This window comes from Sphingomonas daechungensis (assembly GCF_039543105.1).
GTDB classification, from domain to species: domain Bacteria; phylum Pseudomonadota; class Alphaproteobacteria; order Sphingomonadales; family Sphingomonadaceae; genus Sphingomicrobium; species Sphingomicrobium daechungense.
Genome location: NZ_BAABJC010000001.1, coordinates 2,850,899 through 2,863,859, shown reverse-complemented (window position 1 = coordinate 2,863,859; position 12,961 = coordinate 2,850,899). Strand labels below are relative to the sequence as shown.

General features: G+C 63.5%; 17 protein-coding genes. 1 reads left to right on the top strand and 16 read right to left on the bottom strand.

Annotation, left to right across the window (positions count from 1 at the left end; translation table 11 throughout):
• Window positions 1–13: 13 nt before the first annotated feature.
• The 13 genes from ABD928_RS14820 to ABD928_RS14760 all read right to left on the bottom strand — a co-directional run bounded on the left by ABD928_RS14820 (window position 14) and on the right by ABD928_RS14760 (window position 9,357).
• On the bottom strand, window positions 14–148 hold the full coding sequence (locus ABD928_RS14820) for a hypothetical protein (RefSeq protein WP_262984764.1): 135 nt from the start codon (window positions 146–148) through the stop codon (window positions 14–16).
• The gene (locus ABD928_RS14815) at window positions 145–723 is read right to left on the bottom strand and encodes a hypothetical protein (RefSeq protein WP_187713906.1); all 579 of its coding nucleotides are present in this window, start codon (window positions 721–723) and stop codon (window positions 145–147) included. The genes ABD928_RS14820 and ABD928_RS14815 overlap by 4 nt, the downstream gene beginning before the upstream one ends.
• Window positions 720–2,030, bottom strand: a complete 1,311-nt coding sequence (gene nuoF, locus ABD928_RS14810) for an NADH-quinone oxidoreductase subunit NuoF (RefSeq protein WP_345169961.1) — start codon at window positions 2,028–2,030, stop codon at window positions 720–722. The genes ABD928_RS14815 and nuoF overlap by 4 nt, the downstream gene beginning before the upstream one ends.
• Complete coding sequence (locus ABD928_RS14805; protein WP_345169959.1) at window positions 2,030–2,191, bottom strand: hypothetical protein; 162 nt, start codon at window positions 2,189–2,191, stop codon at window positions 2,030–2,032. The genes nuoF and ABD928_RS14805 overlap by 1 nt, the downstream gene beginning before the upstream one ends.
• On the bottom strand, window positions 2,191–2,856 hold the full coding sequence (locus ABD928_RS14800) for a complex I 24 kDa subunit family protein (protein ID WP_345169957.1): 666 nt from the start codon (window positions 2,854–2,856) through the stop codon (window positions 2,191–2,193). The genes ABD928_RS14805 and ABD928_RS14800 overlap by 1 nt, the downstream gene beginning before the upstream one ends.
• A 184-nt stretch (window positions 2,857–3,040) precedes the next feature.
• A complete protein-coding gene (locus tag ABD928_RS14795; RefSeq protein ID WP_187713904.1) occupies window positions 3,041–4,270 on the bottom strand; it encodes an NADH-quinone oxidoreductase subunit D in 1,230 nt (409 codons plus the stop codon).
• Window positions 4,267–5,157, bottom strand: coding sequence for an NADH-quinone oxidoreductase subunit C (locus ABD928_RS14790; protein WP_345169954.1), 891 nt, complete (start codon window positions 5,155–5,157; stop codon window positions 4,267–4,269). Before ABD928_RS14790 ends, ABD928_RS14795 begins: the two co-directional genes overlap by 4 nt.
• Entirely contained in the window at window positions 5,157–5,705 is a 549-nt protein-coding gene (locus ABD928_RS14785; RefSeq protein WP_187715860.1) for a NuoB/complex I 20 kDa subunit family protein, read from the bottom strand. The genes ABD928_RS14790 and ABD928_RS14785 overlap by 1 nt, the downstream gene beginning before the upstream one ends.
• A gap of 23 nt (window positions 5,706–5,728) precedes the next feature.
• The gene (gene ndhC / locus ABD928_RS14780; protein WP_187713902.1) at window positions 5,729–6,106 is read right to left on the bottom strand and encodes an NADH-quinone oxidoreductase subunit A; all 378 of its coding nucleotides are present in this window, start codon (window positions 6,104–6,106) and stop codon (window positions 5,729–5,731) included.
• 93 nt (window positions 6,107–6,199) lie between these two features.
• Window positions 6,200–7,012: an inositol monophosphatase family protein gene (locus ABD928_RS14775; RefSeq protein WP_345169950.1), complete on the bottom strand. Its 813-nt coding sequence runs from the start codon at window positions 7,010–7,012 to the stop codon at window positions 6,200–6,202.
• Window positions 7,013–7,016: 4 nt separating this feature from the next.
• On the bottom strand, window positions 7,017–7,580 hold the full coding sequence (gene efp, locus ABD928_RS14770; protein ID WP_187713901.1) for an elongation factor P: 564 nt from the start codon (window positions 7,578–7,580) through the stop codon (window positions 7,017–7,019).
• A gap of 66 nt (window positions 7,581–7,646) precedes the next feature.
• Complete coding sequence (locus tag ABD928_RS14765; RefSeq protein ID WP_345169947.1) at window positions 7,647–8,282, bottom strand: M23 family metallopeptidase; 636 nt, start codon at window positions 8,280–8,282, stop codon at window positions 7,647–7,649.
• A 13-nt stretch (window positions 8,283–8,295) separates the two neighbouring features.
• On the bottom strand, window positions 8,296–9,357 hold the full coding sequence (locus ABD928_RS14760) for a L,D-transpeptidase family protein (RefSeq protein ID WP_223276129.1): 1,062 nt from the start codon (window positions 9,355–9,357) through the stop codon (window positions 8,296–8,298).
• Between the two features lie 40 nt (window positions 9,358–9,397).
• On the opposite strand from ABD928_RS14760, the gene ABD928_RS14755 reads away from it, so the two are divergent.
• A complete protein-coding gene (locus tag ABD928_RS14755) occupies window positions 9,398–10,159 on the top strand; it encodes a DUF72 domain-containing protein (RefSeq protein ID WP_187713900.1) in 762 nt (253 codons plus the stop codon).
• 63 nt (window positions 10,160–10,222) lie between these two features.
• Here ABD928_RS14755 and ABD928_RS14750 read toward each other — a convergent pair whose 3' ends face one another.
• The 3 genes from ABD928_RS14750 to ABD928_RS14740 form a co-directional block, all read right to left on the bottom strand.
• A complete protein-coding gene (locus ABD928_RS14750; protein ID WP_187713899.1) occupies window positions 10,223–11,242 on the bottom strand; it encodes an outer membrane protein in 1,020 nt (339 codons plus the stop codon).
• A 145-nt stretch (window positions 11,243–11,387) separates the two neighbouring features.
• Window positions 11,388–12,059, bottom strand: coding sequence for a thiamine phosphate synthase (gene thiE, locus ABD928_RS14745; protein WP_187713898.1), 672 nt, complete (start codon window positions 12,057–12,059; stop codon window positions 11,388–11,390).
• 2 nt (window positions 12,060–12,061) lie between these two features.
• Window positions 12,062–12,961: a fructose bisphosphate aldolase gene (locus tag ABD928_RS14740; RefSeq protein ID WP_187713897.1), complete on the bottom strand. Its 900-nt coding sequence runs from the start codon at window positions 12,959–12,961 to the stop codon at window positions 12,062–12,064.

The following is a 12,961-nucleotide window of genomic DNA, read 5'->3' as shown; positions in this document are numbered from 1 at the left end:
GCCCGAAGACACCTCATTCGCCCTTCTCCCCATCCTCGGTTTCGCGACGAGTCTCGATCGTCGTCACGCGTGGTCCGGCGCGCTGGGAAATGGCGATCCCGGCAATCAGTGCCAGCACCAGCAGACCTGCGATGAGCGCGACGCTCATTGGGCGGCCTTCGTAGGTGCGGAGAGGACGCGATAAGCAGCAAGAGCAAGCATCGATCGCAGGCCAGGCTTATTGATTTCGACCATGGCGCCTTTCTTCAGGCATTCCGAAAGGACCGGACCAAGCGGTCGCATTGCGTCGACTTCTTGCTTGGTCGCCGGGCTTGTACTCAACACCGCGGCGGTAGCCTGCGGCGCGTTGAGTACCGCACAAAGCGCCATTTCCTCTGACGGACTGCGCGCGGGAATCGGCTCGCGAGCTTCGTTAAAGGCCGTCTTGGTCGAAAGATCGGGGCCAGCATCCAGCTTAATCAGCGCTTCGGCCAGGGCACCGGCGAAAAGCAGACGGTTGAAGCGCAAGGTCGCGCCTGGCGCGCAACGATCATGCCCCTTGGCAATCGACCGCATGCGCTTGTCGTAGGCTTCGGTCCAATAATCCAGCGCCAGGATGTCGCGTGCACCTTGCGGCGTCTCCGAGACGACGCACGCGCCGAAATTGTGCATGGCGGTGACCGCCAGCTGGTCGTTCGAAAGAGAGCCGGCAGAAACAGCAACGAGGGCCAGAACAAGGCTCATTCCGCCGCCTCCAGCATGCCCCTGGCCGTGCGCTCGGCGATCCGGCGCTCGATTTCCGGGCGGAAGTGGCGGATCAGGCCCTGGATCGGCCAGGCGGCGGCATCGCCGAGGGCGCAGATGGTGTGGCCTTCGATCTGCTTGGTGACGTCGAGAAGCTTGTCGATTTCGCCGACCGACGCATCGCCTTCGCGGAGCTTCTCCATCATGCGCCACATCCAGCCGGTGCCTTCGCGGCATGGCGTGCACTGGCCACAACTCTCGTGCTTGTAGAAGTAGGAGATGCGGCTGATCGCGCGGACGATGTCGGTCGACTTGTCCATGACGATGACCGCCGCCGTGCCGAGGCCCGAGCCGAGCGCCTTCAGCCCGTCGAAGTCCATTGGCGCGTCCATGATTTCGGCCGCCGGCACCAATGGAACCGACGATCCGCCCGGGATGACTGCTAGAAGATTGTCCCAGCCGCCCCGAATCCCGCCTGCGTGGCGGTCAATCAGCTCGCGGAAGCTAATCGACATCGTTTCCTCAACCACGCACGGGCAATTCACATGACCCGAGATCTGGAAGAGCTTGGTACCCTCGTTCTTCTCGCGGCCGAAGCTCGCGAACCATGCCGGGCCACGACGCAGGATCGTCGGGACGACTGCGATGCTCTCGACGTTGTTGACGGTGGTCGGACAGCCGTAGAGGCCTGCTCCGGCCGGAAACGGCGGCTTCAGGCGCGGCTTGCCCTGCTTGCCCTCGAGGCTTTCGAGCATCGCCGTTTCTTCGCCGCAGATGTACGCACCCGCCCCGCGGTGGACGAACAGGTCGAAGTCATAGCCCGACCCCGCAGCGTTCTTGCCAAGCAGCCCAGCTTCATACGCCTCGGCAACGGCTTTTCGTAACACCTCGGTTTCGAAGATGAATTCACCACGGACGTAGATGTATCCGGCGCGGGCCCGCATGGCGAAACCGGCAATCAGCGCGCCTTCGATCAGCTTGTGCGGATCGTGGCGGATGATCTCGCGATCCTTGCACGAACCCGGCTCGGATTCGTCGGCGTTGATGACCAGGAAGTTCGGCTTACCCGGCTTCGGCTCCTTGGGCATGAAGCTCCACTTCATGCCTGTCGGGAAGCCCGCGCCGCCACGGCCGCGAAGGCCTGAAGCTTTCACTTCCTCGATGATGGCGTCCTGGCCCCGCTGCATGAGCTTGGCAGTGTCGTCCCAGTCACCGCGAGCGCGCGCGGCCTTCAGCCACGGCTCCTGGAAGCCGTAGAGGTTGGTGAAGATGCGGTCCTTGTCGGCGATCGGGGTGACGCTACCCATCAGCTGACGACCTTCTTGCCGAAGAGAACGCTCAGGCCGCCAAGCAGCACGCCCAGGATAATCCAGACGATCCAGGCGCCGCCGGTGAACAGCTTGAACAGGCCAAGCAGCAGGAAAATGGCTCCGATCACCGCCAGGCCGCCTTTAGCTGGCGCTCCCATCACCACTGCCCCCGATAATCGTAGTTCCGCTCGGCCATCTTCTTCAGCGTGGTCGGTCCGCCCTCCGGGCAGCTCGTCTTGCGCTCGACCTGCGGGCCCACCTTCGGATGCTCGCCGCGAGCAAGCGCATCGAGCACCGCGCCCATGCTCTCCTCGGTGAGGTCCTCGTAATTGTCGTCGTTGATCTGGACCATCGGCGCATTGGCGCAGGCGCCGAGGCACTCGACCTCGGTCAACGTGAAGAGCCCGTCCTCGGTCGTGTGACCCTTGCGAAGGCCTCGCAGCTCGCAGGCCTTCAGCACATCGTCCGAGCCGCGGAGCATGCAGGGCGTGGTGCCGCAAACCTGCACATGGAAGCGTCCAACCGGCACCAGGTTGAACATGGTGTAGAAAGTCGCGACCTCGAGCACGTGGATCGGCGCCATGCCAAGCTCGCGGGCCACGAATTCCATCACCGGAAGCGGCAGCCAGCCCTGCGTGTTCGCCTCTGCACCGACCTGACGCTGAGCGAGGTCGAGGAAGGGGATCGACGCCGACATCTGCCGGCCTTCCGGATAGCGCGCGACGATCTCCTTCGCCTTCCGCGCGTTCTCCGGCGTCCACTGGAAACCATCCCAGCGTGCCCGAACTTCCGGATCGTCAATGATTCCGCTTTGGCCGGCCATTAGCGAGATCCTCCGGCGCGGGCCCGGAGGTGAGCTCCGATGACAGCAGCTAGGCCGATGCCGAAGCCAAAAATCAGACCTGCAGGCAAATAGAATGATACCCCGCTAAGGGTGGAACCCAGCCAGTATCCAGCGGCGGTTATGGTGGCGGTAAAGACGAAGAGCGCCAAAAGCTTTGGAGAAGTCACCGGTCCACCTCCCCAAACACGATGTCGATCGCGGACAGCACGGCCGTCACGTCCGCGAGCATGTGGCCCTTCATCATGAAGTCCATCGCCTGCAGGTGCGAGAAGCCGGTCGGGCGGATCTTGCAGCGGTAGGGCCGGTTGGTGCCGTCCGCGACGAGATAGACGCCGAACTCGCCCTTGGGGCTCTCGGTCGCGACGTACACCTCGCCCGCCGGGACGTGGTAGCCCTCGGTGTAGAGCTTGAAGTGATGGATCAGCGCTTCCATCGACGTCTTCATCGTCGAGCGGCTCGGCGGGAACACCTTCTGGTCCTCAGAGCCGACCGGCCCCTTCGGCATTTCCTTGAGGCACTGCCGCATGATGCGCGCCGACTGCCGCACTTCCTCGACGCGGACCATGAAGCGGTCGTAGCAGTCGCTGGCGGTGCCGACGGGCACGTCGAACTCCATTCGGTCGTAGACCTCGTAGGGCTGCGAGCGGCGGAGATCCCACGGCAGTCCGGCTGCGCGGATCATCGGCCCTGAGAAGCCCCAGGCGATCGCGTCGTCCTTGTTGACGACGCCGATGTCGACGTTGCGCTGCTTGAAGATTCGATTGTCGGCGACCAGGCTGATCGCGTCCTCGAACAGCTTGAAGCGGGTATCGAGCCACTCCCCGAGGTCGACAAGCATCTTCTCCGGCAGATCGTAGCGAACGCCGCCCGCGCGGAAGTAATTCGCGTGCATGCGCGCCCCGGACGCCCGCTCGTAGAACTGGAGCGTGTCCTCGCGCACTTCGAACAGCCACAGGTTCGGCGTCATCGCGCCAACGTCCATGATGTGGCTGCCGAGGTTCAGCATGTGGTTGGAGATGCGGGTCAGCTCCGCCATCAACACGCGGATGTACTGCGCTCGCAGCGGCACCTCGAGACCGAGCAATTTCTCGATCGCCAGCACGAAGCTGTGCTCCATGCACATCGGCGAGCAGTAATCGAGGCGGTCGAAGTACGGGATCGCCTGAGCGTAGGTCTTGTACTCGATCAGCTTCTCGGTGCCGCGATGGAGGAGGCCCACGTGCGGATCGACACGTTCGACGATCTCGCCGTCGAGCTCCATGATCAGGCGAAGAACACCATGGGCCGCAGGGTGCTGCGGTCCGAAGTTGATCGTGTAGTTGCTGACCGCGTCGTCGCCGGCAGTCCCACCGCCGACGTTGACCTCAACCGTTCGCGTGCGCGTGTCGGTCATCCGGCGCCTCCACCGGGACGGCGGCGCGTCGTGCCCTTGGGCTTGGGATCAGGCGTGTCACTGGCCTTGCTGACTTCCGACTTCGCCTTGACGGCACGCGGCTTGCGGGCTTCCTTGGTGGCCTGAACGTCAGCCGGCTTGCCCGCGCCGGTCTGCGCAGGTGTATCGGTCGTCTTTGGCGTCTCGGCCGGAGTCTTGGCGTTCGTTGGCGCGGTACCGCTCGGCGTCGGGCCTGGCGAGGGTGCTCCCGCGCCCACCGGCTTCGCCTTCTCGTCGCCCGGGAGGACGTACTCCGTACCCTGCCAAGGCATCAGGAAATCGAACGTGCGGAAGTCCTGCGGCAGGTCGACCGGCTCGTAAACGACGCGCTTCTCGGCCTCGGAATAGCGAAGCTCGACGTGGCCCGTCAGCGGGAAATCCTTGCGGAGCGGGAAACCGTCGAAGCCGTAATCGGTGATGATGCGGCGAAGGTCGGGATGGCCAGCGAACAGTACACCGTAGAGGTCGTAAACCTCGCGTTCGAGCCAATTGGCGACTGGCCAGACGGCCGTTGCGCTCGGAACCGGCGAGCTCTCGTCAGTCAGGACTTTCACCCGAATACGCCGGTTCTTGGTCAGCGACAGAAGCTGGTAATTGACCTCGAACCGCTCAGGCCGCTCGGGATAGTCGCAGCCGGCGATTTCCATCAGCTGCTGGTATTCGAGGCCGGGCGTGTCGCGCAGCGTACGCAGCGCATCGACGACGCTCTCGCGGTGGACGGTCAGCGTGATCTCGCCGACATGGTCCTTCGCGTCGAGCAGGATCGGCCCGAGCGCATTGGTCGCGGCGTCGATGACCCCCTCGTCCGATGCGGTCTGGGGGACGTGTGGAGCGAGCTTCACGGCCATCAGCGTTCGATCGTCCCCTCACGGCGGATCTTCCGTTGAAGCTGGAGGATTCCGTAGAGCAGAGCCTCCGCCGTCGGCGGGCAGCCCGGAACGTAAATGTCGACAGGCACGATGCGATCGCAACCGCGAACCACCGAGTAGCTGTAGTGGTAATAGCCGCCGCCGTTGGCGCAGCTGCCCATCGAGATGACGTAGCGCGGCTCCGACATCTGATCGTAGACCCGTCGAAGCGCCGGAGCCATCTTGTTGCAGAGCGTTCCGGCGACGATCATCACGTCCGACTGGCGCGGACTAGCGCGCGGGGCCGCACCGAACCGTTCAAGGTCGTAGCGCGGCATGTTCACATGGATCATCTCGACCGCGCAGCAGGCAAGGCCAAAGGTCATCCACCACAGCGACCCGGTACGCGCCCAGGTGAACAAATCCTCGGTCGTCGTGACCAGGAAGCCCTTTTCGTCGAGGCTCTGCTGAAGCTCCTCGAGCTTCTTGCGGTCGATGTCGCCCGGAACGAGGCCCGCCAGCCGGGCAAGCTCTTCCTCGGTCGGCATCGGGTCATGCCGGGGATCGAGCATCACTCCCATTCGAGAGCTCCCTTCTTCCAGGCATAGGCGAGGCCGAGGCCGAGTTCCGCGAGGAAGACCATCATGGCGATCCAGCCCGGCCACTTGGTGAAGTCGAGACTGACCGCCCACGGGAACAGGAATGCTGCTTCGAGGTCGAACACGATGAACAGGATCGCGACCAGGTAAAAGCGGACGTCGAACTGGGCGCGCGCATCCTCGAACGCCGGGAACCCGCACTCATATTCGGCGAGCTTGGCCGGGTCCGGCTGGTGCGCCCCGGTAAAGCGCGACACGATCATCGGCAGGATCACGAACGCGCTCGACAACGCCAATGCGATGCCGAGGAAGAGCAGGATCGGAAGGTATCCGGCAGCTACGCTGGACAAAGGGAAACTCCGGGGCTCGAAAACTTGGCGGGGCTTTAGGACAGAGGGTTGCGGGGGGCAACCCGCTTACCCTCACGAAAATGGCCAAATTTGCTAGCGGAGCGCCCCTGCAATCAGCTTCTGCAGGCGGCTGTGGATCGATCCGGCCGCGGCGACATATTCCCGTCGCTCGAAGACGCGGTCCTGGCCGCGATAATCGCTGACGAATCCGCCCGCTTCCCGCACCAGAAGCACGCCCGCTGCACTGTACCAGGGATCGAGGTCGTCTTCCCAGAAGCCGTCCATCCGGCCCGCAGCAACCCATGCCAGGTCGAGGGCGGCGGATCCGAAGCGGCGGACACCGGCGACCTGCGGCCCAACGGCATTGTAGATCTTCGCCCACTCCGCCGCTTCGCCGCGACCGAAATGAGGAATTCCTGTCCCGATGACGCAATCCGCAAGCTCGCGGCGCGCAGACACGCGGAGCCGGCGGTCCTGGAGCCAGGCACCCCTGCCCTTCTCGGCCCAGAAGCTCTCGTCGGTCAGCGGCTGGTATACCAGGCCGTGGGTGATTTCCGGCCGGCCGTCAGGGCGCTTCTCCTCGACGGCGATCGAAATGGAGAAATGCGGGATGCCGTGCAGGAAGTTCGTCGTGCCATCGAGCGGATCGACCAGCCAGCGCGGCTTGGACGGGTTGCCCTCAATGCTCCCGCTTTCCTCGGCCAGAATGCCCCAGTCAGGCCGCGCGTTGCGCAGCTCTTCCAGGATCGTCTGCTCGGCGCGCTTGTCGGCCATCGATACGAAGTCGGCCGGACCCTTGCGACTTACCTGAAGCTGTTCGACCTCCCCGAAGTCGCGACGAAGACGCGGCGCCGCCTTGCGAACGGCGCGCTCCATGACGGTGATGAGGCCGGAGTGAGCTACCATCTACTTAGTCGGCGCGGCGGACATATTCGCGGGAGTACGTATCGACGACGATACGGGTTCCGCTCGCAATGTGCGGCGGGACCATGACGCGTACGCCATTGTCGAGAACAGCCGGCTTGTAGCTGGAAGAAGCCGTCTGGCCCTTCACCACCGCGTCGGCCTCGACGATCGTCGCTTCGATCTGGTCGGGCAGCTGAACGCTGATCGGGCGCTCGTTGTAGAGCTCCATCACCACGTCCATGCCGTCCTGAAGGAACGCCGCCGGCTCGCCGATCAGGTCTTCGGCGAGCGAGACCTGCTCGTAATTATCCTTGTCCATGAACACGAGCATGTCGCCGTCATGGTAGAGGAACTGGAAGTCCTTAGTGTCGAGGCGGACGCGCTCGACAGTCTCTGCGGAGCGGAAGCGGACGTTGGTCTTGCGGCCGTCGATGAGGTTCTTCATCTCGACCTGCATGTAGGCACCGCCTTTGCCCGGCTGCGTGTGCTGGATCTTCACGGCGCGCCAAATGCCGCCTTCGTACTCGATGATGTTGCCCGGACGGATGTCCACGCCGCTGATCTTCATGACCGCCTACCTGCTGAGACTGGTGAAAGAGCCGCCACGGGCTGAACCCGCGGATTGGCGGGCGCCTTAGCCTTTGGTCCGTTTCCCGGCAAGCAGGGGGTAAGGGTTGATGGGCGTACCCTGGTACCACTTCTCCCCCGGAGCCATCTTGTTGATGGCAAAATGGAGGTGCGGGCCGTCAGGGCTGGCGTTTCCGGTGTGGCCGACCCGGCCAAGCACCTGGCCGCGCTTCACCCGCTGCCCTTCGGCAAGCCCCGGCTGATAGGCCTGGAGGTGAGCGTAATAGTAGGTCCAGTTCTGGTCGGGCGAGCGGACGTAGATTGTGTTGCCCCCACCGCCGTTGGAGAAGAACAGCTTCTCCACTGTCCCATCGGTCGCCGCGATCACCGGCTTCCCCTCGTCGGCCATGATGTCGATGGCATCATGAACCCGCGCTCCGCCCGCGCGTGCCTGCGTGAACGTGTCGGTCAGCTGATCGGCCTTGATCCCCTCTACCGGGATTGCGAGGCCTGCCGGTCCAACCTCAACGCCTTCAGCGATCGCAACCGGCGCGCCCGAAGGCGGCTGGACGACTGCGACATCGCCAGCCGACTTGACCTTGCGGGCGTCGGCGGTCGGGAGGACCCCGGTGTTGTAGGCGAAAATCCAGAAGGCGCTTGTCAGGATTGCGGAGACAATTGCGGTTGTGACGACCCTGAACATCGCGCCTCCCGAATTAAGCGACGAATTTCGCCTGGAACCCAGGCTTCATGATCAGCGACAGGCGCATGACGTCCCAGTTGGTCATGCGCAGGCAGCCGTGGCTCTGCGTCTTGCCGATCAGTTGCGGCTCCGGCGTGCCATGAATGCCGTAATGCTCCTTGGTCAGGTCGAGCCAGGCGACGCCGACCATCCCGTTGGGGCCCGGAGGGAGCTTGTGCTCGGCCTTGTCGTCCGAAACATCCCAGAACAGGTCGGGCTGGTAGTTGAACGGCGGCAGGAACGAATAGGTCGTCGCCTTCCAATTGCCGAGCGGCAGCGGGTCGTGACTTGAGCCGGTTGTCACCAGGAACTGCGCAAGCAACTTGCCGTCGATCTTCCCGGATTCAGACGGGAACTCTCCCTCATAGACCTTCAGCGTACCGTCGCTCTTGTCGACGACGACATAGTCGCCGCGCGGCTGGCTACCCTCGATATTCAGCGCGTTGAGCAAGGGAGCCTGCTTGGGGTTCGCGCCAGTATACTCGCGCGACGCCGGAACCACGTTCGGAAGCGTAAGGGTTTGTCCAACTCCAATGAGCTTCTCCGGCCCATTCAGCGCCACGATCGTTTCCGGGGTCGTGTGATACCGTTCGGCCAGCTTCTCGAGCATGTTCCGGTATCCGAGGAAATCAAGCTTGGCCTGCTCCTCGGGCTTGGATGGCATTGGGTAAGTGAACGGTCCGCCAACGTCCTCGGCGCTCAGCTTCACGTCCACGGTGGCCGGACGGCTGTCGCGGCCGAGCTCCTGCTTGGTCTTCTCATCGAGCTTACCGGTGACCGGCAGCCCGTTGGCCTGCTGAAATCCTCGCAGCGCCTTCATCTGCGATGACCCCGCGCGGCCGTCGATCGCGCCTGGCGAGAAACCCGCCTCGTCGAGAAGGACCTGAGCCTGCAGCAGTCCAAGATCGATTTTCGCCGCTGGATTTGCGGACGCGGCGTTGGACTGAGCAGAGTTGGTCTCCGCCGTATTGGATTGAGCGAACGCCGCTCCGGCAAGCAAAGCGGCGGCGGTGAGGAACAAACTGTGGTGACGCAACGCAACTCTCCGAATTCAACAAGGTTCGGATGGTGCAACGATGCAAGATACAACTGTTTCCAATTCGCCCCGCGCGATCCGCATCGGCTGCTCCGGCTGGAACTACAAGCATTGGCGCGGCGCCTTTTACCCCGATGGCCTGCCGATGCGGCGCTGGTTCGAGTTCTACGCCGCGCATTTCGACACGGTGGAGATCAACAACAGCTTCTATCGCCTGCCGCCGCCCGCTACGTTCGACAAATGGCGTGAGCAGGCGCCGGAAGGATTTTGCTACGCCGTGAAGGCGAACCGGTTCATCACGCAGGCCAAGAAACTTCTCGACCCGGAAGAACCGCTGGAACGGATGATGACCTCAGTCCGGCACCTGGGCGATCGAACCGGTCCGATCCTCTACCAATTGCCGCCGAGCTTGAAGCGAAACCTGGAGAGGCTGGAGCGATTTCTACAAGCGCTGCCATCCGACGCGATCAATGTCTTCGAGTTCCGCGACCCAAGTTGGTACGTGCCGTTGACCTACGAGCTGCTAGACCGGCACGGCGCTTCGATTTGCGCCCACGATATGCGCGGCTCGGCGACCGAACGGATTGCCGTTGGGCCGGTCGCTTATGTCCGTTTTCATGGTGGTGTCGGTAAATATTGGGGCCGTTACGCGGACGAGCAGTTACATCACTGGGCGGAGTGGATGCTCGACCAAGCAAGCAACGGTCGCACGGTCTGGGCCTATTTCAACAATGATATCCACGCGCATGCCATCGCCGATGCCCGGACTTTGAAGTCAGTGCTCGACCAGGTCCGGCACTAGGCACAAAAAATCCCGGGCGAAGCAGCTGCCTCGCCCAGGATCCCCTTTAAGCGGAGCTAAAGTTTAGCCGCGCTCTGGCGCCGGTGGCGGCGGCGGAGGCGGAGGGGGCGGAGCTGGGCAAGCCTCGGTCGCCAGGATCACCGTTCCATCCGGACACGTCTGCGTCGACGGCGGCGGAGGGGGCGGAGGAGCCGGTGGAGGCGGCGGTGGGGGCGGAGGAGCGGCTTCCGCACCACCAAAGTTGAAGATCAGGCTGGCCATCAGGCTATGCGACCGGAACTTCGATTCGAAGTTGGTGAAGCCAACCGCATTGGTCGTGACATCGGTCGTGACCGGCGCGCCCGCCGCGTCGGTGCCGATCACCGTCTCCGGATTGCCCGCAAGCGCGAAGCCCGCGTTGCTGGAAAGATCGAGATTGCCGGTGCGGAAGTAGCGATACTTCAGGCCGATATCGATATTCCGGCTGAGCGCGTAGCGCAGCGCGGCAATGCCCTGGAACGCCCAGGCGCTGTCGCTCTCGCCGAGCGCCTTGACGCGAGCACGACCGGCGCCGGCTCCGACCGAGAAGGACAGGCCGTCGTCGTTGCCGAAATCAACCAGCGCGTTGATCATTCCCGACAGGACTTTGACGCTGCTGTTGTCGAGATCGATGTCGCCGCCGATCAGCGCCGGCAGCGGATCGACGATGTCCGGAGCGACGTCGCGGTCGGGCCGGTTGAGGGCGGTGCTGATCGCCGCCAGGTCCGTGGAGTCGACTTCGAGGCCGTCGATCTTTGAACGCTTGTAACCAAGCTCGCCCTCGAGCCGGAACATGCCGAAGTCGTAGCCGCCGATGACGTCCAGATCGTAGCCGCGCTTGTAATCGAGGCCGAAGGTGTTGTTGTAGGTGGCGTCCGCCGGACCGATGATCGTCGGCGTCGTCGCCACGGTTTGGGTGGTCGTATAATCCACCAACAGGTCAGCATCCTGATCCTTCGGGAACAGGACACCGCCTTCGATACCGACGTATCCGGCGTTGTCCCGCGCGGCTGCCGGAGACGCGATTGCAGCCGCCGCGGCGGCGGCGAGCAGATAGTTACGCATTGAGATTTCCCTTGCTTGCTTGTCGCGGCCTCCAACCGGTCAGCAGCGGCGAAGTTGCAGCGTTCCGCGGCTGTTGGGGGATTCGCTTTCAGCTTGTGTCGTTTGGGATACAGTTCGGGCGGTTATCGGCAGTTTCCCGCCGCCGTCAGATCAATGTCTGTTCAAACAGCTTCGCGAATTCCGTGACGACCTTCGCGACGTCCTCCTCACCCCACACGGCCTGGCAAACAGCGAGGAAGTCCGCGCCCGCGCGAACCAAAGGCTCGGCATTCTGCGGCGTGATGCCGCCGATCGCGACACAGGGGATCTCGAACACCGACGACCACCAGCTAAGGATCGAAGGGTCCGGACGATAAGAGGATGGCTTCGTCAACGTCGGGTAGAATGCGCCAAACGCCACGTAATCCGCGCCCGCTTCCCCGGCACTCATTGCAAGGTGTCGGCTGTCGTGGCAGGTTACGCCGATCTGCGCGCCCGGCCCAAGCACCGCCCGCGCCTCCCGCACGTCCCCATCGCCCTGGCCAAGGTGCACGCCGTCGGCGCCAAGGCGCTTGGCCAGGCCGATGCTGTCGTTGACGATGAACGCAGTGCCGGCGTCGGCGCAGATCCTCTGCAGCGGGTCCGCCCACCGGGCGAGCTCGTGCTCACCGACATCCTTCACGCGAAGCTGAAACGCGGCGACTTCACCCGTGTCGCAGGCGGCCTTCAGCCGGTCAGCGAAACCGCCGCCAACGTCTTGAGGCGAGATCAGGTAGAGGCGGCAGGCCTCCGTCCGCCGCGGCGGCGGAAAGTCTGCCGGATCGAAATCGTCCTCCACCGTTAAGCGGCAACCTTGTCGGTCGATGCCTCGTAGATTTCGTCGATCGCTTCACCGAGCTCACGATCGAAGTCGGCTTCGCTCGTATCGTGGCGAAGGCTTTCGAGCAGGGCGCGCGAGAAGCTGGCGATCATGCCTGGATTCTTCGCAAGCTCGCGGCAGGCGTCGGTTCGGGAAAAGCCGCCGGACAAAGCAACGACGCGCAGCACGCGCGGATGATTGACCAATGCATCGAACGTCCCGGGCACGGCTGGGATCGACAGCTTGAGCATGACTTCGCTGCCTTCCGAAAGCTGATCGAGATGCTTCAGGATTTCGTCGCGAAGCAGAACGTCCGCTTCGGCCCGCTCGGCGCTCTTGATATTCACTTCTGGCTCGATGATCGGCACCAGCCCGTGGCTGAGCACCTGCTTGCCGACCTCGAATTGCTGGGCGACGACGTCTGCAATGCCCTGCGGGTTGGCGAGATGGACGACCGAGCGCTCCTTGGTTCCGAAAATGCCCTTCTGGACCGCACGCTCCAGAAGCTGGTCGAGATCGGGGTTCGGCTTCATCAGCTGGACGCCGTTGGCCTCATCGGCGAGCCCCTTGTCGATCTTGAGGAACGGAACGACGCCCTTGCTCCAAAGGTAGGCTGGAACCGGCTGGCCATTGGCCTCCCCGTCCATGGTTCGCTCGAACAGGATCGCGCCGAGAACCTTGTCGCCGTTGAAGACCGGAGAGGAGATGATCCGCACCCGCATCTTGTGAACGAGATCGTACATCTCGGCATCCGACGACCACTCGTCGCCCTTGTAGCCGTAGCCCTTGAGCGCGCCCGGCGTCGATCCGCCGCTCTGGTCGAGGGCCGCGATGAAGCCGTTGGCGCTCTTCACCTTCGTCAGCATGTCGTGGTTCGGCAT